Source organism: Tatumella sp. JGM130 (genome assembly GCF_018257525.1).
Lineage (GTDB): Bacteria > Pseudomonadota > Gammaproteobacteria > Enterobacterales > Enterobacteriaceae > Tatumella > Tatumella punctata.
This window is the reverse complement of record NZ_JAERJS010000013.1, coordinates 45,200-68,715: the sequence shown is the minus strand read 5'-3', so window position 1 is coordinate 68,715 and position 23,516 is coordinate 45,200. Positions and strand designations below refer to the sequence as shown.

General features: G+C 51.5%; 22 protein-coding genes. 9 read left to right on the top strand and 13 right to left on the bottom strand.

Features of this window, described 5'->3' with window-relative positions:
• The first annotated feature begins 86 nt into the window (after positions 1 to 86).
• Together metR and glpT are read left to right on the top strand one after the other, a co-directional pair.
• Positions 87 to 1,019 (top strand): HTH-type transcriptional regulator MetR, encoded by a 933-nt coding sequence (gene metR, locus JK211_RS08295; RefSeq protein ID WP_212708210.1) that lies wholly within the window; start codon positions 87 to 89, stop codon positions 1,017 to 1,019.
• Between the two features lie 293 nt (positions 1,020 to 1,312).
• Entirely contained in the window at positions 1,313 to 2,656 is a 1,344-nt protein-coding gene (glpT, locus tag JK211_RS08290) for a glycerol-3-phosphate transporter (protein WP_212708209.1), read from the top strand.
• A 74-nt stretch (positions 2,657 to 2,730) separates the two neighbouring features.
• Here the strand turns inward: glpT and yigL are convergent, their stop codons facing one another.
• Both yigL and pldB read right to left on the bottom strand, forming a co-directional pair.
• Complete coding sequence (gene yigL, locus JK211_RS08285) at positions 2,731 to 3,531, bottom strand: sugar/pyridoxal phosphate phosphatase YigL (RefSeq protein ID WP_212708208.1); 801 nt, start codon at positions 3,529 to 3,531, stop codon at positions 2,731 to 2,733.
• Between the two features lie 64 nt (positions 3,532 to 3,595).
• Positions 3,596 to 4,591, bottom strand: coding sequence for a lysophospholipase L2 (pldB, locus tag JK211_RS08280; RefSeq protein WP_212708207.1), 996 nt, complete (start codon positions 4,589 to 4,591; stop codon positions 3,596 to 3,598).
• 112 nt (positions 4,592 to 4,703) lie between these two features.
• On the opposite strand from pldB, the gene rhtB reads away from it, so the two are divergent.
• Positions 4,704 to 5,327: a homoserine/homoserine lactone efflux protein gene (gene rhtB, locus JK211_RS08275; protein WP_212708206.1), complete on the top strand. Its 624-nt coding sequence runs from the start codon at positions 4,704 to 4,706 to the stop codon at positions 5,325 to 5,327.
• 40 nt (positions 5,328 to 5,367) lie between these two features.
• Here the strand turns inward: rhtB and rhtC are convergent, their stop codons facing one another.
• Genes rhtC through pldA form a run of 3 tightly spaced genes read right to left on the bottom strand, consistent with a single transcriptional unit; the run spans position 5,368 to position 8,754 of the window.
• Complete coding sequence (gene rhtC, locus JK211_RS08270) at positions 5,368 to 5,991, bottom strand: threonine export protein RhtC (RefSeq protein WP_212708205.1); 624 nt, start codon at positions 5,989 to 5,991, stop codon at positions 5,368 to 5,370.
• Positions 5,992 to 6,032: 41 nt separating this feature from the next.
• On the bottom strand, positions 6,033 to 7,856 hold the full coding sequence (gene recQ / locus JK211_RS08265; protein ID WP_212708204.1) for an ATP-dependent DNA helicase RecQ: 1,824 nt from the start codon (positions 7,854 to 7,856) through the stop codon (positions 6,033 to 6,035).
• 19 nt (positions 7,857 to 7,875) lie between these two features.
• Complete coding sequence (gene pldA, locus JK211_RS08260; protein ID WP_212708203.1) at positions 7,876 to 8,754, bottom strand: phospholipase A; 879 nt, start codon at positions 8,752 to 8,754, stop codon at positions 7,876 to 7,878.
• Between the two features lie 155 nt (positions 8,755 to 8,909).
• On the opposite strand from pldA, the gene JK211_RS08255 reads away from it, so the two are divergent.
• Positions 8,910 to 9,380, top strand: coding sequence for a thioesterase family protein (locus JK211_RS08255; RefSeq protein WP_212708202.1), 471 nt, complete (start codon positions 8,910 to 8,912; stop codon positions 9,378 to 9,380).
• Between the two features lie 128 nt (positions 9,381 to 9,508).
• A complete protein-coding gene (aphA, locus tag JK211_RS08250; protein ID WP_212708201.1) occupies positions 9,509 to 10,228 on the top strand; it encodes an acid phosphatase AphA in 720 nt (239 codons plus the stop codon).
• A gap of 191 nt (positions 10,229 to 10,419) precedes the next feature.
• Here the strand turns inward: aphA and corA are convergent, their stop codons facing one another.
• From corA to JK211_RS08215, 7 genes are all read right to left on the bottom strand, one after another.
• On the bottom strand, positions 10,420 to 11,373 hold the full coding sequence (gene corA, locus JK211_RS08245; RefSeq protein WP_212708236.1) for a magnesium/cobalt transporter CorA: 954 nt from the start codon (positions 11,371 to 11,373) through the stop codon (positions 10,420 to 10,422).
• Positions 11,374 to 11,692: 319 nt separating this feature from the next.
• Positions 11,693 to 13,855, bottom strand: coding sequence for a DNA helicase II (uvrD, locus tag JK211_RS08240; RefSeq protein WP_212708200.1), 2,163 nt, complete (start codon positions 13,853 to 13,855; stop codon positions 11,693 to 11,695).
• 45 nt (positions 13,856 to 13,900) lie between these two features.
• Positions 13,901 to 14,617 carry a 5-amino-6-(5-phospho-D-ribitylamino)uracil phosphatase YigB gene (gene yigB / locus JK211_RS08235; RefSeq protein ID WP_212708199.1) on the bottom strand — a complete coding sequence of 239 codons (717 nt, stop codon included), beginning with the start codon at positions 14,615 to 14,617 and terminating at the stop codon, positions 13,901 to 13,903.
• Entirely contained in the window at positions 14,617 to 15,531 is a 915-nt protein-coding gene (gene xerC, locus JK211_RS08230; protein WP_212708198.1) for a tyrosine recombinase XerC, read from the bottom strand. Before xerC ends, yigB begins: the two co-directional genes overlap by 1 nt.
• A complete protein-coding gene (locus tag JK211_RS08225; RefSeq protein ID WP_212708197.1) occupies positions 15,528 to 16,235 on the bottom strand; it encodes a DUF484 domain-containing protein in 708 nt (235 codons plus the stop codon). The genes xerC and JK211_RS08225 overlap by 4 nt, the downstream gene beginning before the upstream one ends.
• Entirely contained in the window at positions 16,232 to 17,056 is an 825-nt protein-coding gene (dapF, locus tag JK211_RS08220; protein ID WP_212708196.1) for a diaminopimelate epimerase, read from the bottom strand. Before dapF ends, JK211_RS08225 begins: the two co-directional genes overlap by 4 nt.
• A 26-nt stretch (positions 17,057 to 17,082) precedes the next feature.
• Positions 17,083 to 17,280: a lipoprotein gene (locus JK211_RS08215; protein ID WP_249213174.1), complete on the bottom strand. Its 198-nt coding sequence runs from the start codon at positions 17,278 to 17,280 to the stop codon at positions 17,083 to 17,085.
• Positions 17,281 to 17,444: 164 nt separating this feature from the next.
• On the opposite strand from JK211_RS08215, the gene cyaY reads away from it, so the two are divergent.
• Entirely contained in the window at positions 17,445 to 17,762 is a 318-nt protein-coding gene (cyaY, locus tag JK211_RS08210; protein ID WP_212708234.1) for an iron donor protein CyaY, read from the top strand.
• A gap of 44 nt (positions 17,763 to 17,806) precedes the next feature.
• Here cyaY and JK211_RS08205 read toward each other — a convergent pair whose 3' ends face one another.
• The gene (locus JK211_RS08205; RefSeq protein ID WP_212708195.1) at positions 17,807 to 20,365 is read right to left on the bottom strand and encodes a class I adenylate cyclase; all 2,559 of its coding nucleotides are present in this window, start codon (positions 20,363 to 20,365) and stop codon (positions 17,807 to 17,809) included.
• Between the two features lie 313 nt (positions 20,366 to 20,678).
• Here JK211_RS08205 and hemC point away from each other — a divergent pair, with 313 nt between their 5' ends.
• The 3 genes from hemC to hemX are packed head-to-tail and all read left to right on the top strand — an operon-like array spanning position 20,679 to position 23,516.
• The gene (hemC, locus tag JK211_RS08200; RefSeq protein WP_212708194.1) at positions 20,679 to 21,623 is read left to right on the top strand and encodes a hydroxymethylbilane synthase; all 945 of its coding nucleotides are present in this window, start codon (positions 20,679 to 20,681) and stop codon (positions 21,621 to 21,623) included.
• Entirely contained in the window at positions 21,620 to 22,360 is a 741-nt protein-coding gene (gene hemD / locus JK211_RS08195) for a uroporphyrinogen-III synthase (protein WP_212708193.1), read from the top strand. Before hemC ends, hemD begins: the two co-directional genes overlap by 4 nt.
• 25 nt (positions 22,361 to 22,385) lie before the next feature.
• Positions 22,386 to 23,516: a uroporphyrinogen-III C-methyltransferase gene (gene hemX, locus JK211_RS08190; RefSeq protein WP_212708191.1), complete on the top strand. Its 1,131-nt coding sequence runs from the start codon at positions 22,386 to 22,388 to the stop codon at positions 23,514 to 23,516.

Below are 23,516 nucleotides of genomic sequence, written 5' to 3'. Positions count from 1 at the left end.
CCGTCCAGATGTTTACACATCCATAATCTGCAGGTACTGTTGTATCCACAAGCGCAAATAATTCAACATCACTATGAAGGCGTCTCATGATCGAGATTAAGCACCTGAAAACCCTACAGGCCCTCAGAACAACCGGCTCGCTGGCAGGTGCCGCAGCACACTTACATCAGACCCAGTCTGCTCTTTCTCATCAGTTCAGTGACCTTGAGCAGCGTCTCGGTTTCCGGCTGTTTGTCCGGAAAAGTCAGCCTTTACGTTTTACACCACAGGGGGAAACACTGCTGCAACTGGCAGATCAGGTCCTGCCTCAGATCCAGCAGGCACTGCAATCCTGTCATGAGCCCCAACAGACGACGCTACGAATTGCGATTGAATGTCATAGCTGTATTCAATGGCTGACTCCGGCACTGGATATTTTTGGCAGCAACTGGCCGCGGGTCGCGGTCGATTTCAAATCCGGTGTTACCTTTGATCCGCAGCCCGCATTACAACAGGGCGAACTGGATATTGTACTGACCTCCGATATCCTGCCACGCAGCGGATTGCACTATTCACCATTATTTGATTTTGAAGTCCGGCTGGTGATGGCACCAGACCATCCGCTGGCGAAAAAAGACGTTATTACTCCTGAAGATCTTAGCACCGAAACTCTGCTGATTTATCCGGTTCAGCGTCAGCGTCTGGATATCTGGCGACATTTCCTGCAACCTGCCGGTATCAGTCTGGCATTAAAAAGTGTTGATAATACTTTGCTGCTGATTCAGATGGTGGCTGCAAAAATGGGTATTGCTGCGTTACCACACTGGGTAGTAGAAAGTTTTGAACGCCAGCAGCTGATTATCACAAAAACCCCCGGAGAAGGTTTGTGGAGCCGTTTGTATGCGGCGGTACGCGACGGTGAACAACGTCAGCCAGTGACCGAGGCATTTATCCGTTCTGCACGGCAGCACGCCTGTGAACAGTTGCCTTTTGTCCGTGATGCTTCACGGCCGGCAGGTCAGAGAAATCCGGCACTCTGAATCCCTCCGGCGAAATATTTCCCTGCCGGCGAAAACGACGTATGCAACCACGAGTGATCCGGCCAGCGACTCGGTTGCCGGTCAACATGAAAAGTGGCGGATACGAGACTCAGGTTTCCCTGACATCTTATAAACACCTATAAATTGTCATTAATTTGTAACATCTGTGTACTCAGTCAAGGTAATTCCCGTCACGAAAGCTACCCTGAGGCCGGTATCCTGCTGGCAGGACGGAAAATTCTTATCCATTGCCAGCCCACACTTAAGGAATGCTTTCTCCCGGAGGGACGTTAATGCTGAGTCTGTTTAAACCCGCACCCCATATTTCACCGGCAGATCCGGCCGCCATCGATCCGTTATATCGTCGCCTGCGCTGGCAAATTTTTATCGGGATTTTCTTTGGTTACGCCGCTTATTACCTGGTTCGTAAAAACTTTACCCTGGCTATGCCTTATCTGATCGAGCAGGGTTTTTCCCGCGGCGATCTGGGTTTTGCCTTATCCGGAATTTCGATTGCCTATGGGTTTTCTAAATTCATTATGGGTTCAGTATCTGATCGGTCGAACCCGCGTGTATTTTTACCCGCAGGACTGATAATGGCAGCAGTCGTCATGCTGGTTATGGGATTTGTCCCGCTGGCGACATCCGGTATTATGATTATGTTTGTGCTGCTGTTTATCTGTGGCTGGTTTCAGGGGATGGGCTGGCCTCCCTGCGGCCGGACCATGGTCCATTGGTGGTCACAGAAAGAAAGGGGAGGCATTGTCTCCGTATGGAACTGTGCACATAACGTCGGCGGAGGCCTGCCTCCGCTGCTATTTCTGCTGGGGATGGCCTGGTTTAATGACTGGAAGGCCGCATTATATATGCCGGCGATTGCCGCTATCGGCGTAGCCTTGCTGGCCTATGGATTAATGCGTGATACCCCGCAGTCATGCGGATTACCCCCGATAGAAGCCTACAAAAATGACTATCCCGCAGACTATAACGAGAAACATGAAGTTGAATTAACCGCCCGGCAAATCTTTACGCAATATATCCTGCCCAATAAATTACTGTGGTACATCGCGCTGGCCAATGTCTTCGTGTATTTACTGCGCTACGGTATTCTCGACTGGTCTCCGACCTACCTGAAAGAAGTTAAAAATTTTTCACTGGATAAATCATCCTGGGCCTACTTCCTGTATGAATATGCCGGTATTCCGGGAACGCTGTTGTGCGGCTGGATGTCAGATAAAATTTTCAAAGGTAACCGCGGGATCACCGGCGTCTTTTTTATGACACTGGTGACCATTGCCACTCTTATTTACTGGCTTAACCCGCCCGGCAACCCCGGCATTGATATGGCCTGTATGGTGGTGATTGGTTTTCTGATCTACGGACCGGTGATGCTGATTGGTCTGCATGCGCTGGAGCTGGCACCCAAAAAAGCAGCGGGCACCGCCGCCGGATTTACCGGTCTGTTTGGTTACCTTGGCGGATCGGTTGCCGCCAGTGCAATTGTTGGTTATACGGTGGATTTTTTTGGCTGGAATGGCGGTTTTATGGTCATGATTGCCGGCTGTATACTGGCAGTATTACTGCTGCTGTTAACCACGCTGAGTGAAAAACGCCATAAACAGCAACTGATATCATAAAAATCATACTGCGGAGAGGCACTCTATCGCCCGGACAGTCCGGTCAGGACTTGCCCGGGCGATGGCAGGAAGGATCAGTCGCTGTACTGCTTTTCTAAATAACGGGGAACCGCATCTTCCGCATTACTGCCAATCACTTCCAGCCCGGTCAGCAGCGAAGGTAGCCGCTGATGGGCATTTTGCATAATGCAGCCTTTGCCTGCCATGCTCAGCATTTCTTTATCGTTCATCCCGTCACCAAACGCGATACAGTCCTGCAGGTTATAACCTAACCGTCTTGCCACTTCATCCAGCGCATGGCCTTTTGAGACACCTCCGGCCATCACTTCCAGACAGCCGGGCAGGGAGAAACTCACATTAACCCGGTCGCCCCAGCGGGCAATAATCGCCAGCTCAAGCTCAGCCAGTGTCTGATGCTGATCACAGGTAAAAAAGACTTTACTGATACCATCAGTCGCCAGCCCGTCAGGCTGAAATATCTGATAATTAAACTCCGACTCACGGAGGAATTCACGCTCTTTTTCGCTATGCCGACTGATATACCAGTCATCATTGCGATAAACCTGAGTCAGAATATCATCCGAGGTATATTTCAGGCGGTACAGCTCTGACGCAATCGCCGGGTCCAGGTTATGGGCAAAAATCAGGTTACCCGCAAGGTCATGTACCCTCGCTCCGTTCGACGTGATCATATAAGCTTCGATACCCAGCTTCTGCCGCATCTGCGCGACATCAATATGATGGCGGCCGGTAGCAAACACAAAATGAACCCCTTTACGGGTTAACTTCTGCAAGGTATCACGGGTGTAAGCAGACAAAGAGTGATCAGGAGAAAGTAGCGTTCCATCCAGGTCGGAAGCAACAATATGGTACATGAAAACCTCTTTAATTAACGTCAGACCGGAGTTTCCGGAGGTAAGGTATGGCTATCGTCGATGATTAACATCCAAACCGGTCAAAATAGCTGACCGCAAGATTCAGTGCCCGCGCCCGCATTTCATCTTTTTCGAATAATATTTCATGGCGTGCACCACTGATAACCTGCGGCGCTTCCCCTTCACAAGGGGTCCCCGCAAGCCGTCGTAATTCACAGAATTGATCCTGCGCCTGATTTTCCACCACCAGATCTTCTTCGGCCTGAATGATCAGCATCGGTGTAGTGATCTGTGCAGCATCGCGCAGAATTTCATGTCCGGCATTAAGACTTTCCCGTACCCAGTGTGCCGTCGGCCCGCCGACCTGTAATGCCGGTTCATCAGCATAAAAACGTAAGTTACGCTGGTAGCGGACCCGGCTGTGGGTCAGCGTATTTACGGCAAAGGGCGGCGCATGCCAGCGCCCCGTACCCAGAGCAAACCCTTCACGTAATCCCGACCGGGTTTCGGTCCAGTTAAGAATTCGTTCTGCCATCCACTCAGGCATCGGCAGCACTATGCCAAACATCGGAGCCAGTAATGCTGCTGCATCAACCAGTTCAGGGTGACGGCGCAGTAACAATGCCAGAATCGCGCCCCCCATAGAATGGGATAGCGCAAACTTTTGCTGATAACGCGTATCGGAAAGAGTGATCTGCCAGAACTTATGCAGGTCATCCACGTAGTCAGAAAAATTCTCTACGTGCCCGCGATGGGTATCTTCCAGCATACGGTCCGATAAGCCCTGCCCCCGGTGATCGATAATAAAGACATCGTAGCCACACTGAAACAGATCATAAGCCACTTCAGGGTATTTGACGTAACTCTCAATCCGCCCGGGGGAAACCATAATCGCTTTATGGTGTTGCGGGGATGTGAAACTGACATAGCGGATATTCAGCCCGCCAGTGCCGGTAAATGATTTCTCCTGGCGGCGACGCCAGAAGTGGAGCAAAGGACCGGTAACAAACGCCGAAAACTCTTTTTCACGGTGCAACCAGCGTTGCGTAAGCTGTTTCATTACTCTCCCTTCGGCGTTTTCTGTGGTCTGGAAAACGGCTGAAATCCCGGTATCGTCTGATGGAATTATAACGTATTCTGTTGTTTCTCTGCTGAAGACTGGAGCGACATCAATGACCTTTGACTGGTGGATCACCTACCTGCTGACCACTACCCTGTTAAGCCTTTCCCCTGGTTCCGGAGCCATTAATACCATGAGTACCGGTATCAGCCATGGTTTCAGGGGCACTCAGATTTCTATTGCCGGATTACAAGTTGGCCTCGCCACCCATATTCTGTTAGTCGGTATCGGCCTTGGTGCTTTATTTTCTCATTCATTAATCGCTTTTGAAATCCTGAAATGGGCCGGTGCTGCTTATCTTATCTGGTTAGGGATACAGCAATGGAGAACCAAAGGTGCTATTGACCTGAATGCGGTGGCGAAAGCAACATCCCGCGGCAGAGTATTTAAACGGGCGGTGCTGGTAAATCTGACCAATCCGAAAAGTATTGTGTTTCTGGCAGCGCTGTTTCCACAGTTTATCATTCCCCATCAGCCCCAAATGCTGCAATATCTGGTGCTGGGCCTGACCACTATCAGTGTGGATATTCTGGTCATGCAGGGTTACGCGTTACTGTCGACCCGTATTTCACGCTGGATACGTGGCCCGCATCAAATGCAGTTACTGAACCGTATTTTTGGCAGTGTTTTTATTGCTATCGGGGTCGTACTGGCAACTGCACGACACAGCCATTAATTATCTGCCGGGTCCGTACCTTCACGGCCCGGCAGCGGGTTTAACCGGATATGATTAAGTGCAGGCCAAAGGCTGTAAACAGTATTCCGCCGGCACCATCCAGCCATTTCGCCAGTTGCTGATATTTGCGGCGCATCCATGGTAAGGCAAATACCGTCGCTACCAGTGTAAACCACCCCAGTGTTTCCAGCAGGATCAGTGCATAAATGCCCCAGCGCTGCATAGTGCTGACATCATCACCGACAAACAGCGAAAAAACACTGCCAAAATAGATCACAACTTTTGGATTCGACAAGTTAGTCAGTAACCCCTTGAGGAACGTTCGCCCCTGCTTCGCCAGCACCGGTGCCGGCTGAACCCTGTCCGGCTGTAAATGCTGACGCCGTGCAGAGCATAATAATTGCCAGCCCATCCATAACAGATACAGCCCGCCGCCCAGCATAATCAGCTGATGCAGCCAGGCCATTTTTGCCAGCAACAGATTCAGTCCCAGCAGTGCCACCGCTGCCCAGATAGCCACCCCCAGTGTCACACCGAGAACCCCCATCAACGCATCACGTGAAGAACGGCTGACGGCAGTTTGTGAAATAAAAAAGAAATCAGGACCCGGGCTCATCAGTGCCAGCAACTGCACAAGCGCCAGAGTCAGAAACGACATTAACATGCCGGAAACTCCTCAGATAAAGAAAGAAAAACAGGGACAGATTACAAATCGCTGAGATGTTGTTTAATCATCTGCATAAAGGGCTGGCCGAAACGTTCCAGTTTTCGCTGACCAATACCATTTACACTCAGCATTTCAGAAGCGGAAACCGGTAACAGTTCCGCCATTTCGATTAATGTCGCGTCATTGAACACCACATAAGGGGGAATACTCTCTTCGTCAGCAATGGTTTTACGTAATTTCCTGAGTCTGGCAAATAACTTACGGTCATAATTGCCTCCGGGCACCCTGCTCATTCCCTGGCGGGGTTTCAGGGCCACCACGCGCGGCACCGCAAGCATCAGCGGATGTTCACTGCGCAATACCGGTCTGGCCGCCTCGGTCAGCTGCAGCGCAGAATGCTGACTGATGTTCTGGGTCACCAGACCCAGATGGATCAGCTGGCGTAATACACTGACCCAATGTTCATGGGATTGTTCACGCCCGATGCCGTATACCGGCAATTTATCATGTCCGTTATCCTTAATACGCTGGCTGGCCGCACCACGCAGTAGTTCCACAATATAGCCCATACCGAAGCGTTGTCCTGCCCGGTAAATAGCGGATAAGGCTTTTTGTGCATCCACCAGTCCGTCATAACGCCTCTGCGGGTCCAGACAGATATCGCAGTTACCACACGGCTGCTGTCGCCCTTCATCAAAGTAATTCAGCAGTACCAGACGGCGGCAGGTCTGTGCTTCAGCAAAAGCACCCATCGCATTAAGTTTATGGCGTTCAATATCCAGCATCGCGCCCGGCGGTTTTTCTTCCAGGCAGCGTCGCAGCCAGGCCATATCGGCGGGATCATACAGCATCATCGCTTCAGCAGGCAGACCGTCACGGCCTGCACGACCGGTTTCCTGATAATAGGATTCGATATTACGCGGGATATCAAAATGCACCACAAAACGGACATTCGGCTTATTAATCCCCATCCCGAAAGCCACCGTAGCCACTACCAGTTGCAGATCGTCACGCTGAAATGCTTCCTGGACGCTGGCACGTTGCTGCACATCCAGTCCGGCATGATAGGCACCGGCACTGATCCCGCGGCTTTGTAAGCGTGCTGCCGTGTCTTCAACTTTAGCGCGGCTGTTACAATAAATGATACCGCTCTTACCGCGCTGATCCTGAACATAACGCAGTAATTGTTCGGTCGGTTTGTACTTTTCCAGCAGCGTATAGCGGATATTCGGGCGGTCAAAACTACTGATTTGGATCAGCGGGTCCTGCAACTGCAACTGTTGCAGAATATCATGGCGGGTCGCGTTATCGGCTGTCGCGGTCAGAGCCATAATCCGCAGTTGCGGAAAACGCTGTCGCAATACCCCAAGCGCACCATATTCCGGGCGGAAGTCATGTCCCCATTGTGAGATACAGTGGGCTTCATCGACCGCCAGCATCACCGGTTGCCACTGGCTAAGTGCATCAAGAAAGCTGTCCATCATCAGACGCTCAGGCGCGACATACAGTAATTTTATCCGCCCCTGCCGACAGTCAGCATAAATTTGCTGTTGCTGCTCGCGGGTCTGAGAAGAGTTAAGGCTGGCAGCCATGACACCATTTGCCAGTAACTGATCGACCTGATCTTTCATCAGGGAGATCAGCGGGGATACCACCAGCGTCAGACCTTCGCTAACCAGCGCAGGGATCTGATAGCACAGCGACTTCCCGCCACCGGTTGGCATAACCACCAGGCAGTCCTGTCCGTCAAGAGATGCCTGAATGATGGTTTGCTGGCCGGGGCGAAAGTGCTGATAACCAAAAATATCCCGCAGGATTTGCTGAGCATGATCCTGCTGCGGAATAACTGCCGATGTTGTCACAAATTTCCTGCGCTCTTAATCAGAATAAATCATTTAAAGTAAAACCGACGCCAATCCTGGTCTGGCGGTGATTGTAATCAATCAGTGACTCACCATAACCGCTAAACAGCTGAGTATAGAAACGCACATGCTCTGTGACCGGATAACTCCAGCCAAGTAAGGCGCCACCGAAACCGGTGTTCCAGTTATAGTTGCCTTCAATACTGAAGATACTGTCACCCAGCATATACCCGAGTTTCGCCCGGTAATAGCCCATATACTTAGTAATGTCCGGATTATCGTCACTGCCCGCACTTTCGGGAATACGATACCAGGGCTTGATCTCTGCCAGCATATTACCATTTTTTGCCATCAAACGGGCATATACCCGGTTCCAGCTACGTGAAGTCGGGTCGCTCCGGCCATTGGACTGATGATTGAAACCCAGTTCCACATCACGTAATGTCCAGTTACCCAACCGGTAATCTGTTGCCCAGCCAACAAAAAGCTGTGGTTCATAGTTTGTTTCGCGAAACGGTGACGACGCTTTGGTATTTGAAATCTGCCACCACGAGCGTTGAGTATAAGACATTGCCAGTACCGAATTGTCACCGGCAATCCCGCGCCAGAGAGGGAACGCCAGGCTCAGCTGAAATTTTAATTCATCTTTATTCGCTTTATCTGCCCAGCGGTAGCTGGAAATGGCCGGGGTGTTCATATTACTGGTATCCGTATAGAGCACATAATTACTCTCATAGGGATACAGTAAAAAAGCATTATCATGCTTTTCCAGTAAGTTAGCGATGATACTGCCGCGCACAGCGGGATTATCATGAACCTCGCATATTTTAGCTTCCTTCGCCTGTACCAGCGCAGGCACCAGCAAGGCAGCAGCCATTCCGTAGCCAAAGAAACGCATAATCTATACTCCCGAAGATAGAAAAAAAAACCAAAAACGATGCAGTCACATCGTTAAATGCCAAAAAATGGCCGCTCATATTCACCTGGAAAGCCGATGAATAACAGCATAATATTAGAAAATGACTTAGCCGAATAACCTGCCACAGGTGAATTATGAGCCTGCGTTATCTGACACAACATCAGGCAAGAACCCTGGTCAGTGATATCTTTGTAAACAGTATGCCTTTTAACCGGGCGCTGGGGCTGAAGCTGGAGCATCTGGATGATCAACAGGCCATCCTGACCCTGGAAAATGCGCCATCACTGGTGGGTAATGCCCTGCAAAATATTCTGCACGGCGGTGTCATTGCTTCGGTGCTGGACGTGGCCGCCGGACTGGTTTGTGTTAACCATGCCCTGACCCGCCAGGATATGATCAGTGAAGAAGAACTTCGTCAGCGTATTTCACGGATGGGCACCATTGACTTACGGGTTGACTATTTACGTCCCGGACGCGGAGAGAAATTTATCGCTACCGCACAGCTGCTCCGGGCCGGTAATAAAGTCGCCGTCGGCCGGGTCGAATTACATAATCAACAACAGGACTATATTGCTACCGCGACGGCAACTTACCTGATCGGCTAGCCGGCAGATAATACGGCAACCGTAACCACCTCATAAAACCGCAATAATTATTTTACAGAGTGTCCCGTTAATGCTATCAGATAGCCATTATCTTATTGATTCATTAACAAATACCAGGACTCACCGTTATGAGATTACGTAAACTGCTTTTTTCTCTGTGTACCCTTTCTCTGCTGGTTCTGCAGCCTCTGGCTCAGGCCAGCGAGGTCCAGCCCGCTACGCCGTTATACTCAGGTATCACTGCTGCCGGGCTGGCGCACCGGCAACCCATACACTGGGTATCAGTGGCACAGATTGAGAACAATTTACGGGGCCGTCCACCGATGGCGGTCGGTTTTGATATTGACGATACGGTGCTTTATTCAACACCCGGTTTTTACCGCGGCCAGAAAATGTTTTCACCGGGCAATAATGATTACCTGAATAATCCGCAGTTCTGGGAAAAAATGAATAATGGCTGGGATGAATTCAGTATTCCCAAACAGGTTGCACGCCAGCTGATTCAGATGCATTTACAGCGCGGCGATCAGGTCTATTTTATTACAGCACGAACCCCGACCAGCACCGAAACCGTCAGCCGGATCCTGCAACAGGATTTCTCTATTCCACAGGATAAAATGAACCCGGTGATTTTCAGCGGTTTTCGGGCCGGTGAAAACACCAAAATCCGCTGGATTAAACAGAAAAATATTCGTATCTACTACGGTGATGCAGACAGCGATATTACCGCAGCCCGTGAAGCCGGGGCGCGGGGTATCCGGGTACTGCGGGCCGCAAACTCTTCTTATTTACCACTGCCAAAAGCCGGCGATCTCGGTGAAGAAGTGATTACCGACTCAGAATACTGATCCCTCGTTTTAGCGATTACTGCAGAGCCGTTAACAGCTCTGCAGCCTTTTGCAGGACTCTGATCTTTCTCTGCCCCAGACCAGTACATTCCGCGGCGATCCGGTACTGGTACTGGCAGCTCAGGGGATTGAGGAATATTGTGAAACCAGCGCACAGCAGGCAGCCCGCCAGGCTGCCTGTATAACGGGGCTTATAGCCAGTTACGTCGTTTAAAGTAGAGGTAGGGGGCCAGTGCCGCAAGGATCATCAGTACAATCGCGCCGGGATAACCGAAGCTCCACTTCAGTTCCGGCATGAACTCAAAGTTCATCCCGTAGCTGGAAGCTACCAGGGTCGGTGGCAGGAAAACCACAGAAACTACCGAGAAGATTTTAATGATGCGGTTTTGTTCAATACTGATAAAACCCATCGCAGCCTGCATCAGAAAGTTAACTTTCTGGAACAGGGATTCATTATGCGGCAGCAGTGATTCTATATCGCGCAGAATCTCCCGGGCCTGTTCAAGCTGATTGGCAGGCAAACGGGCTTTTCTGACCAGAAAATTCAGTGCCCGCTGGGTATCCATCAGACACAGGCGGACTTTCCAGCCGATATCTTCCAGTTCAGCCAGTCGCGACAAGGCTTCATCATATTCTTCACCCTGCTGTCCTTCCATAATGACGCGACTTAATTTCTCCAGCGCCGTATAAATATTTTCAATCTCATCCGCCAGCTGTTCGATTTTAGTTTCGAACAGGTCCAGTAACAGCTCAAACGCGTTACCGTCAATCAGGGTCTGATTACGGGCCCGCATCCGGTATAAGCGGAATGCCGGTAACTCACGTTCACGCAACGTAAACAAACGACCGTCACGGATAGTAAAAGCGACGGTCGCATTACCCGCATGATCATCTGCATCTTCAAAAAAGAAGAATGAGTGGATATGCAGGCCGTCTTCATCTTCGAAGAAACGTGCCGATGCTTCGATATCCTCCAGTTCAGGACGTGTTGCCAGGCTCTGTCCCAGCTGTTCCTGAATATAGTCACGTTCCTGTTCTTCAGGTTCAATCAAATCAATCCAGACTGAGGACGTAAGCTGACTATCGTCACTTTCCATTTCCAGACGGGTTAACCGATTGTCTTCCAGTTTAAATGCACTCAGCATAGCAGTACGTACTCCCCATATCTTATATGACGGGACAAGGCTGTACACCGCAGGAAAACCGATGATTGGCACAGCAGGCGCCTGAACACGATAAACCACAGGAATGGTAAATCAGTGCTGGCTCAGATGACGATGATTTACAGAGAGTTACCGATAACCGTCAGGGCTACCGGTAAAAGAGGTTGCCTTAACAGTTTCGCCTGTTGTTCAGGTCTGTGTGCCAGCAGCGACTGGGCGTGTCCAAGGCGTTGTCCTCTGATAATAATAGTGCGCGCATGTTACGATGGGACGAAAAAATCGTCAAGGAAACTACCCGTCCTCAGACGTTTTCCAGCCTTGCATAGGCGGCAACCAGCCACTTTATCCCCTGGCCCTGAAATGCGACCTGCAGGCGACAATGCTCACCACTGCCTTCCAGGTTAACAATAGTGCCTTCACCAAACTTCGCATGCCGGACCCGCTGTCCCAGAGAATAACCGCTGTCATTGGCCGTCACCGGTGCCCCCATTCGCTGGTGGCTGACCGGCCGGCTGACACTGGCCCGTAATCTGACCTCCTCCACACAGTCCTCAGGGATCTCACCAATAAACCGTGACGGGCGGTGATATACCTCTTTACCGTATAACCGGCGACTCTCGGCATAGGTCAGCGTCAGTTTCTGCATAGCACGGGTCACGCCGACATAGGCCAGACGGCGTTCTTCTTCCAGACGTCCGCCTTCTTCCAGTGACATCTGACTCGGGAACATCCCCTCTTCCATGCCGACAATAAATACCTGACTAAATTCCAGCCCTTTCGCAGCATGCATGGTCATCAGCTGTACCGCATCCTGCCATTTATCCGCCTGCCCTTCACCGGCTTCCAGCGCTGCGTGTGACAAAAATGCCTGTAATGGCATCAAATCCTGATCTTCATCCTGATAACTAAACTGACGGGTTGCCGTCACAAGTTCCTCAAGGTTTTCGATACGCGTCTGGCCTTTTTCACCTTTTTCCTGTTCATACATCATCCACAGCCCGGAATCTTTTACTACCCGGTCAGTTTGCACATGCAGCGACAGTTCACTGGTTTCCCGTGACAGTGAGTCAACCAGTTCAATAAAGCGCAATAATGCAGATGCAGCTCTGCCCGCCAGCGCCTTTTCAGACAACAGTTCCCGCGCAGATTGCCAGAGGGTCAGTTGTCTGTCTCGGGCTGCCTGACGCACGACTTCCAGAGTCCGGTCGCCGATTCCCCGGGTTGGTGTATTGACCACACGTTCGAAAGCGGCATCATCATTACGGTTCGATATCAGGCGTAAGTAGGCGAGGGCATCTTTAATTTCCTGACGTTCGAAAAAGCGCATCCCGCCATAAATCCGGTACGGCAGGCTGCTTTGCAGTAACGCCTCTTCCAGTACCCGCGACTGGGCATTACTGCGGTACAGGATGGCACAGTCTGCCAGCGCCCCACCCTGTTCATGCCAGTGTTTAATCCGCCCGACAACAAACCGTGCCTCGTCGAGTTCATTAAATGCACAATATAACGAGATGGGTTCGCCTTCACCGTCTTCAGTCCACAGCTGTTTCCCTAACCGCCCCTGATTATTGGCAATCAGGGTATTGGCAGCTTTCAGGATATTACTGGTAGAGCGATAGTTTTGTTCCAGCCGGATTGTTCTGGCACCGTTAAAATCCGTGAGAAAGCGCTGAATATTTTCGACCTGAGCACCACGCCAGCCATAGATAGACTGGTCATCATCGCCGACGATCATTACTTTGCCACTGTCCCCCGCCAGCATACGGATCCAGGCATACTGGATGTTGTTAGTATCCTGGAATTCGTCCACCAGCAGGTTAGTAAAACGTTCACGATAATGGTTAAGAATATGCGGTTTATTCAGCCATAATTCGTGAGCGCGTAATAATAGTTCGGCAAAATCCACCAGCCCGGCACGGTCACAGGCTTCCTGATAGGCCTGGTACACTTTCAGCCAGGTTTGCTCTACCGGGTTACCGTAGCTGTCGATATGCTTAGGCCGCAATCCTTCGTCTTTTTTACCGTTGATGTACCACATCGCCTGACGTGCCGGCCACTGTTTGTCATCAAGGTTCATGGCCTTAATTAAGCGTTTCAATAACCGTAGCTGGTCTTCACTGTCGAGGATCTGGAAATCCTGAGGTAATCCGGCATCCAGCGGATGTGCGCGTAATAAGCGGTGAGCCAGTCCATGGAAAGTACCAATCCACATCCCCCCCTGGCTGGTGCCAGGCACCTGCTCAATTCGGTGACGCATTTCTGCAGCGGCTTTATTGGTAAAGGTCACCGCCATAATCGAATACGGGGAACAGTTTTCGACGGTCAGTAACCAGGCAATACGATGAACCAGCACCCTGGTTTTACCACTGCCCGCCCCGGCCAGTACCAGCAAATTACTGCGCGGTGCCGCAACGGCTTCACGCTGGTTATCATTTAAACTGTTGAGCAGATCAGAAACGTCCATAGGCACCGCGAATCAGGAGAATTTAACTGTATATTTTTACAGCCATTATACCAGTGTAGTCAGGGAATCCAACCGTGAAATTTCCATGTGTGGTAACAGGCGTGCATCACAGGCTGTCATCAGGTTACGCCGGAACGGGTTAATCCAGCAGGACTGAAACCCGCTGAGCAGCGATCCGGCCACATCCGTAGTTAAATCATCGCCGACATGCAGAATTTCACCGGCCGGTAACCCCAGATGACTGGCCGCCAGCCGGTACATATCCTGCGCTGGTTTCGCCCGCCCGTCAGGGCCGGCCCGCAGTATAAAACGAAAGTAGCCGGCAATGCCCATCAGTTGCGGGTCGGCATTACCGTTAGTGATCGCGGCCAGCGGAACACGCTCAGCCAGGTATTGCAGCGCGTCATGGGTACTCTGCGGCATATGGACCTGACTGCGCCAGGCGGCAAATACCGACATCACATGAGATGCCCCTTGCTGACACAGCTGTTCAGATAATCCGTGCTTTTGCATCAGCAGGTATACAGATTTTTCCCGCCACAGGGTCACATCATGTACGCTGTCTGGCTGATGATATTTAATCTCTTCACGTGCCAGCTCATAGTCTGACAGCGTCACGTTTTGCAATACCGGATGAAAATCCTGTAATGCCTGATGAGTCTTCTCGACCGTAGTCAGGATAACATCGCTGTTTTCATACAGCGTATCATCCAGGTCAAAGGTCATGGCACTGACAGTGCCGGCTGGCCGGTAAAAACGCATTATTTTTTTCCTCGTTTCGCTCGGGGATGTGCAGCATCATACACAGATGCCAGATGCTGAAAATCCAGGTGCGTATAGATCTGGGTAGTGGACAGGCTGGCATGGCCCAGCAGTTCCTGCACCGCACGTAAATCGCCACTCGATTCAAGCATATGAGTCGCAAAGGAATGGCGTAATTTATGCGGATGAATATGACTGTTCAGTCCCTGGCGGATGCCCCAGCCGGCAAAGCGTTTTTGTACATTTCGGGCCGAAATACGTTTCCCCTGCATCGAGAGAAAAACCGCATCGTCCTGCGGCCCGAATAAATCGCGCATCTCCAGCCAGCGCTGCAGCCATTCACAGGCAGTACGTCCCACCGGTAAACGACGTTCTTTGCTGCCTTTGCCTGTTACCCAGACTTCGCCCTGCTCCGCATCGAAATCGCGACAATCAAGACTGACTAACTCAGATAAACGCAACCCTGCACCGTACATCACCTCCAGCATGGTCCGGTCACGAACCGACAGGGGATCATTGAGATCAATGTCCAGCAGTTGCCCCATCTCATCAACATCAATATTTTTCGGTAAATGGCGTGACGTTTTTGGTGTGGCAATACCTTTGGCCGGATTCGCCGGCAACAACCCTTGCCCGACCTGCCAGTCGAGAAAGCTACGCAAAGCCGACAAACGCAGGGCCAGGCTGGTCGCCTGTAACCCGTTTCGCCGGCTTCTGGCTGCGAGTGCGCGCACATGAGCTGGCTCAAGCAGCGACCACTGCTGAAGGCCCATCTCATTGATCATTTCTGTCAGCGCTGCCAGTTGGCGCTGATAACTGGTCTGTGTCAGCGGACTAAGTTGTCGTTCCACTTTCAGATAGCGCAGAAACTGGTCAACCGGACTCTGTAGCGTTACGGGGATCGGGGTATTCATCGCCGGCTGATCCAGCGTGTCAGTAACGCAGGCAGCATACCTGCCAGATACTCCAGTAATTCGGTGCCCATACCGGGGTGGTAATGCTGTTTATCACGACTACTGAAAATCAGTACCCCGACATCTTCATTTTCGCCCATCAGCGACATGGCAACTGAACCAATCGCTTTCGCTTCCGGCAGCAACAGTAACAGCTCTGGGCCATTCAGCGGGCCCAGATAATGCTGTCTGCGTCCCAGCCGCTGAATACGCAGTGAATCAAAGGACTGGCGGGATAACCCGAGATGGGTAAATTCTGAAGGCGCTCCCGTTTGCCAGTGTTCCGTGAATAACCGCACACTGGCCCCGGCCAGCCCCAGATTCCTGGCCCAGCGATGTAACCGGCTCAGCATCTCCGTTAAACTACCGGCACTGGCCAGATGAGACTGCAATGACAGCAGTTGTCCGAAGAGTTGCTGATTCGCCGTGGCCTGCTCCATCAGCAGGGTGATTTCTTCTTCAAGAAGCCGGATATGGTTACGCTGACGAGCCATATGCCATTCCACCAGCGAGGTACTGCCGCGCACCGGATGCGGTACCTGCATCTGTTCCACCTGCCGCGCATTACGGATAAAGAAATCGGGGTTCAGGCGCAGATAATCACTGACCGACTGATCGTCAGTCATCACAGAATTCAGTAACTCCTGGTCTTCATCTGATTTCATAAATGAATAAATCCGTCATAGACATGTGTTGCAGGCCCCGTCATATATAACGGCGTGCCCGGTCCTCCCCACGTAATATGCAGGCTGCCACCCGGCAGATCGACCCGGACTTTATCTGCCAGCAGGCCTTGCTGAATTCCGCTGGCGACTGCTGCACAGGCACCGCTGCCGCAGGCCCGGGTTTCTCCTGCCCCGCGTTCAAAAACACGTAACCGGATATGCGCCTCAGAGACCACTTCCATAAACCCGACATTTACCCGTTCCGGAAAACGCTCATGGCTTTCCATTTGCGGGCCGATAAGTTCAACCGCCGCGGTTGTAATATTGTCGACCTGAATAACACAATGCGGGTTGCCCATCGATACGACGCCAAACATGATGGTTTGCTCCTGCAACCGCATTAAATAGAGATTTTCTGCTTTATTGGCGCGAAAAGGGACATTACCGGGCTCGAAATCCGGCTCGCCCATATTGACCCTTACCAGCTCATCACTGGTCACACTGAGCGTCATTCTTCCGGTCTGGGTACTGACACGAATATCGCTTTTGTTAGTCAGGCCTTTAAGGCGGACAAACCGGGCAAAACAACGAGCGCCATTACCGCACTGGGCGACTTCACTGCCATCGGCATTAAAAATACGATAATGAAAATCCAGCTCGGGATCATAAGGAGGTTCGACAATAAGTAACTGATCAAACCCGACCCCGAGATGGCGATCTGCCAGCCGGCGAATGAGTTCCGGCGAAAAGAATACATTCTGAGTCACTGCGTCAACGACCATAAAATCATTGCCGAGGCCGTGCATTTTAGAAAACTGCATGTTTTGCTCCGCCGGTGATCGGTTAGTTACGGTGCCACTGTGCCCGCTGGCGCTGCCGCATCAGTTTCCGAGGTGTTTACCGGGGCTGTTTGCTGCTGTTCCTGCTGTGTGGTTTCGGTTTTAGGAAAGTAAAGGGGGCCTTTCAGACCGCATCCCGTCAGTACCGCAGGGATCACGATTAACGCCAGCCAGCCGAACATTTTCTTCATCTTGATTACACTCATTCTGTGCTTTTTCCTGTTCACTTATCATCGCAGTTGAACAAGGAAAAGCAACAGAAAATCCCTGAATTCGCATAAGCTGCTTAATATCTGATCCCTGCCGCGCCAGACAATGATTGGCAAACAATATCAGCGCGCTATACTTTGCCAAAAACACGGGAGCTATGATGAACGACAGTGAATTTCACCAACTGGCAGACCAATTGCTACTGGCCGTCGAAGAACGTCTGGATGCGCATGAGGGCGATGCTGATATTGATTATGAAACCCATGGCAGCGTAATGACCCTGAGTTTCGACAATGGCACTAAAATTGTCATTAACCGTCAGGAGCCATTGCACCAGGTCTGGCTGGCGACCAAAACCGGTGGATACCACTTCAGCTATCAGTCACCGATCTGGGTATGTGACCGCACCGGCAGTGACTTCTGGCACCTGCTGGCTGAAGCCTGCAGCCTGCAGTCCGGTGAAAAATTCAGCTTCTGACCGGCCAGTGACGGTCCCGGCGACAGACCGCGGGCCGTTATGCTTTAAAACAGGTTTCGGGAACGCGGCAGCACGTCACGACTGAATTGCGGCGAAACATCTTCTGCCACTTCATCATGAGAGACAGAACGAAACGGCAGCACCCGGCTTTTACCTTCATCCGTGACCAGCTGATAAAACTGGGGCAGATTGAAATTCACGAAGCTGGATCCATAGGTAAAACGATCGTGAGAGGAAGAGTAAAAACGACTGACATCACGCACCAGCTCTTCACGACTTCCTTCACAGTGACGATAGACCTCCACCCGGTTACTTTCATCCAGGATATAAATACTGAAGTCATCCGACTGCGGGTTATTTTCGAAAAAAAACTGAATAATTCCTTCACTGGCATAGCCATTAACCACTGCCGGAACATCGGCCTGCAGTGAATCCACCTTGATCGACAGGCCATGCAGTTTGTTATTAGAAATGGCCCCGTAAAACTCCACAGCATTCTCCAGTTTCTGTACCGACACACTCATCCGCTCGAAAAAGACTCCCCAGGTATCACCAGCCAGCCGCAGGGCTTTAAAGCGGCCCGGTTCCTGGCGGGTACTGGACAGACGGATATCAATACATTCAGAGACCAGCTGCTGCACACGGGTACGGATCAATCCCCGCAAATGCTGGCTATAACAAAAGACGTCGACCGCATCCGGTGGTAATGCATCCTGATGCATTTTTCCCAGAATGGTTTTCAGTGCTTCGATCATCGCCTGCTCACCACTGAAATGCAGTGTGCGAACCTCGTTCCACGAATTTCGATACAACAGATCAATACTGCCGATCAGACAACGTTGCTGCTGGCCGAAACTGAAAACATCCAGTTTACGGAAATCAAAATGTACCACCTGATTACGAAATTCCGCTGTCGGGTCATATTCCAGATTCACCAGAATCGCCAGGTGTCGGATCTCGCACGGGCTGTACAATGCTTTCGGCGTCGGTGCCGGAACCCGTAACGGAAACTGTTGTGATATATCGTTAACCACTTCCTGTAAACGTCCGGCATCACAACCGCCATTCCCTTTAATATGCAGTCGTGTCTTACGGGTCTGCAGACCATTAAACCATGCCCATGCCACCAGTTTTATCAGGTAACGGCTGTATTCCAGTGGCTGGTGACTGATAATGGAGTCCATATCCGGCGACTGATTATATAAGTACCAGCCAGGACGGTTAGCCCGCCCTTCAGGCACATGAATAAACGTCAGGTTTTCTTCCGACAGATCCGGTGAGATCTGCGGGTTCACCAGGATCACTTTACCTGGCAGGGCCTCAAAAGCCGCATACAGCTTACGGGTCAGTACCCCGATATCCTGAGGACTGGCACTGACACTCAGATTATTGCGCCGCGCAAAACGGATAAGGTTACGATAACTCTGCATCATCGCATCCAGTAATTCGTTATGGGCTTCACGCACCTGGTCAATTTTCCAGCTGGCACGGCTGTCGAGCATCTGCAGACGCTGACTATCCCAGCCCCACTCTCTGACCATCTGGCTAAGTATTTCACGCCGCCACAGAGAACGGCCCCCGGGCCGTTCCACACTGAGTTTTTCACAGGCCTTCAGATAGAAGCAGCGGCGAACCAGATCCAGTCGCGCAGGATCATCAATGTCCTGTAAATAGCGAGTCACTTTTTCCAGCATCATGCAATAAGGGTCGAGCCCGAAGCTGACAATCTCACCATCATGCAGCCGCTGTTTAATGTCCATCGCCAGCAGACGGGTGTCGGGATATTCACGGGTATAGGATTCGAGCAGCAGTGTTTTCAGAACCGCTTTATAGGGAGAGTCGATACTTTTATACAGCTGCCACAGACTGGCACCGAAATATTCTTCGGCCGACAGCGTGCCTAATCCACCTAAATCCAGCCATTCATTAGGGGTCAGTACCCCGCCAGCGTACAACGACATCACATAATCGTCGTAATTAGCTTCTTCTTCACCCGGCACCATATTCCACAGAATACGCTTGCCCGCCAGTCTCACAGCAGAACGGTAGAATTCATCAAGTAATAAAATATGCTGGGTGCTGCCGCAATCTTCAGCCCCGAGGTTACCACTTTCGTTATGACGGAAACGGTTCTCATCAATCAGAAAAAAAGTGACTTCAATTCCCAGAGAGATGCACCACTGGCCAAGAAGATGACATTTTTGCTGTAACTTTTGTCTTTCGTCGCTATCCAGCCATGACTGGTGACATACCCAGATATCCAGGTCGGACAAGCCATTCTGCCCGACCGATGAGGTACTGCCCATCGAGTAAACACCGGTGATAGGTGCCTCACCACTGGAAATATCAGGCAGATGAAGGGGTCTTCCGGCAAGCTGGTTCAGTAAGGTCTGCTGATTATCTTCAGGCGTAAAAAAACTGATACCCTGTGGTACATGACCCTCAAGGTAGCCTGGCAGCATAGGATGATGATACTGCAATAATGCCGGCAGCAAACTATACACCTGTCTGAATGCAGGTCCCATAGCCGCTTTTGCCCGATCAACACGCAGTTGATTAATGGCATCCAGCCTCTGTTTCAGAGTCTCAATATAAAGGTACAAGAGGTTTCGCCTGCTTCTTCCGGTAATTAAGCACTGTTGTTCCCAGGGCACACCTGTATTCTCACCAGCCGGGCAGATACCGGCTGCGGACAATAGAGATGATTAGCCTTTCATCCTTTGCTGACTAAACGCAACAACTGCGTCGCCTACTTTATCACCTTTCATGCTGAAATCTTACTATTAGATGCGGACAGCCCTGACCCGCGCCCCCTGGTCAGCGCCAGAGTCCCCGTACGGATTTCATCGCCGAAGCCTGCCACATTTGTCGTTTAAATGATAGGATGATTAACAAACGATAAAAACGGTTAATGACATGTCTGATAAAATTATTCGGATCGCCACAAGGCAAAGTCCGCTTGCGCTCTGGCAGGCGCACTATGTTCAGCAACAGTTAGTCGCAGCCCATCCCGGTTTACAGGTTGAGCTGGTACCTATGGTCACCAAAGGTGATGTTCTGCTGGATACCCCGTTATCCAAAGTCGGTGGCAAAGGATTATTTGTCAAAGAGCTGGAACTGGCGATGCTGGAGAACCGGGCAGATTTGGCTGTCCATTCGATGAAAGACGTACCGGTTGCTTTCCCTGAGGGGCTGGGGCTGGTCACCATCTGTCAGCGTGAAACTCCCCTTGATGCCTTCGTTTCTGAAAAATATGCCACCCTTGATGACCTGCCTCAGGGGGCAGTGGTCGGTACTTCCAGTTTGCGTCGCCAGTGTCAGTTGAGTGCACTGCGTCCCGACCTGACAATCCGTTCCCTGCGGGGTAATGTCGGTACCCGGTTGTCAAAACTGGATGCCGGAGAATACGATGCAATTATTCTGGCGGCTGCAGGCCTGAAACGCCTGGGATTAGAATCCCGTATCCGCAGTACACTGCCGGCCGAAGTTTCACTGCCGGCTGTGGGCCAGGGAGCGGTCGGTATTGAGTGCCGGCTGGATGACGCCCCGCTGATCGCCCTGTTACAGGCGCTGAATCACCGGGATACAGAAACTTGTGTCCGTGCTGAGCGGGCAATGAACACCCGGCTGGAAGGCGGCTGTCAGGTACCTATTGGCAGTTTCGCCCTGTTACAGCCCGGCGACCAGTTATGGTTACGCGGACTGGTCGGGACGCCGGATGGATCGAAAATGATCAGTGCCGAACGCCGTGGCCATCGCGATCAGGCTGAACAGCTGGGCATTGCCCTGGCGGACGAACTGCTGGAACGTGGTGCCGGAGAGATATTACGCGAAGTTTATCAGGGCCAGCCTCCCGTATGACAATTCTGGTTACCCGCCCTGAGCCTTCGGCATCGGCGCTGGTTGCCAGATTGCGTCAGACCGGCAAGCACGCATGGAGCCTTCCGCTGATTGACTATACCCCCGGCCGCGGCCTGGGGTCACTGGCACAGCAGTTGCTCAGTTTGCATAACGGTGATCTGCTGTTTGCTGTATCACACCAGGCAATCAGGTTTGCCGCGCCGGCAATAGTACAAAGTAATACTGCATGGCCGGCCGGGCTCGACTATTATGCTATAGGGCGGCGGACTGCACTGGACTTACACCAGGCCAGTCTGCAGAGAGTGAACTATCCTGAAGGCAGGGCCACCAGTGAAACACTGCTTAATCTGCCTTCACTCAGAGAACTCTCCGGCAGACGTGCTCTGATATTACGCGGTAATGGCGGACGTGATTTACTGGCAGACACATTACAACAACGCGGTGCGCAGGTAGAGCTGTGTGAATGTTATCAACGGATAGCTTGCCAATATCGGGGCGCGGAAGAAGCCGTCCGCTGGCGCAGACAAGGAATTACCACGCTGGTAGTGACCAGCGGTGAAATGTTGCAACTCTTATATTCGTTGTTCCCGGCAATTGACCGCCGCGAATGGCTATTACACTGCCGGCTGGTTGTCGTCAGTGAACGTTTAGCTACCCTCGCCAGTGAATTAGGCTGGCATTCAGTGACGGTAGCTGATGGTGCGGATAACGATGCGTTGTTACGCGCGTTACACTGAAATTAATATAATGGGATGAGCCAAAATGACGGAACACAAAGACCCCTCCGCCATACCTGAAGTGACCCCTCCGGAAGCACAGCAATCCCCGGCAGAGGAACAAACAACTTCAGTAGCAAGGAATAGCGGAACCACTTTAGCCATTGTGGCCATTATCATTGCCCTGGCAACAGGTGCCGGAAGCTACTGGTATATTAAACAGCAGCAGAGCCTGAACGCTGAATCAGAAGCCGGACTGAGTGATAAACTCACTCTGTTACAGCAGCAGACCACATCCGGACAGCAACAGCTTTCGGCACAGCTGACCACCGCCACACAGGCTCTGCAGGACGCCCGTCTGCGCCAGGACACGACTGACAAAGAACTGAACACGTTACGTGAAAAAGTCACATCACTGACCGGAAATGACAGTAACAACTGGCTGATAGCCCAGGCTGATTATCTGGTGAAACTTGCAGGACGCAAACTGTGGAGTGACCAGGATGCCACAACCGCCGCTGCACTGTTAAAAAGTGCCGACAGCAGTCTGGCTGAAATGAATGACCCGAGCGTTCTGAATATACGTCGTGCCCTGATGCAGGATATCAGTGCGTTGTCGGCCATCAATCAGGTTGATTATGACGGTATCATTCTGCAGCTTAACCAGCTGGCAAATGGTGTCGATAATCTGCGTCTGGCGGATAACGAAGACAACAGTAATCCGATGGATCAGGACAGTCACGAACTCTCAGGATCCTTAGCCCACTGGCGCGAAAATCTGGCCAAAAGCTGGCACGATTTTATGGATAATTTTATTACTATCCGCCGCCGCGACAATACTGCTCAGCCGTTACTGGCCCCTAATCAGGATATTTATCTGCGGGAAAATATTCGTTCCGGACTACTGATCGCGGCCCAGGCAGTGCCCCGCCATCAGGAAGAAATCTATAAACAATCCCTGGAAAGCGTATCGACATGGGTACGTGCCTGGTACGACGTCAACGACCCGGCGACGAAAGCATTTTTAGCGCAGCTTGATGCTCTGGAGCAGCAGACGATTGCTATGGATATCCCGGATACCCTCTCCAGCCAGCCTCTGCTGGATAAATTAGTACAAACCCGTGTCCGCGGACTGCTGAACCAGCCTGCTGCGGCAGCCAGCCAGCAGGGAGGCTGA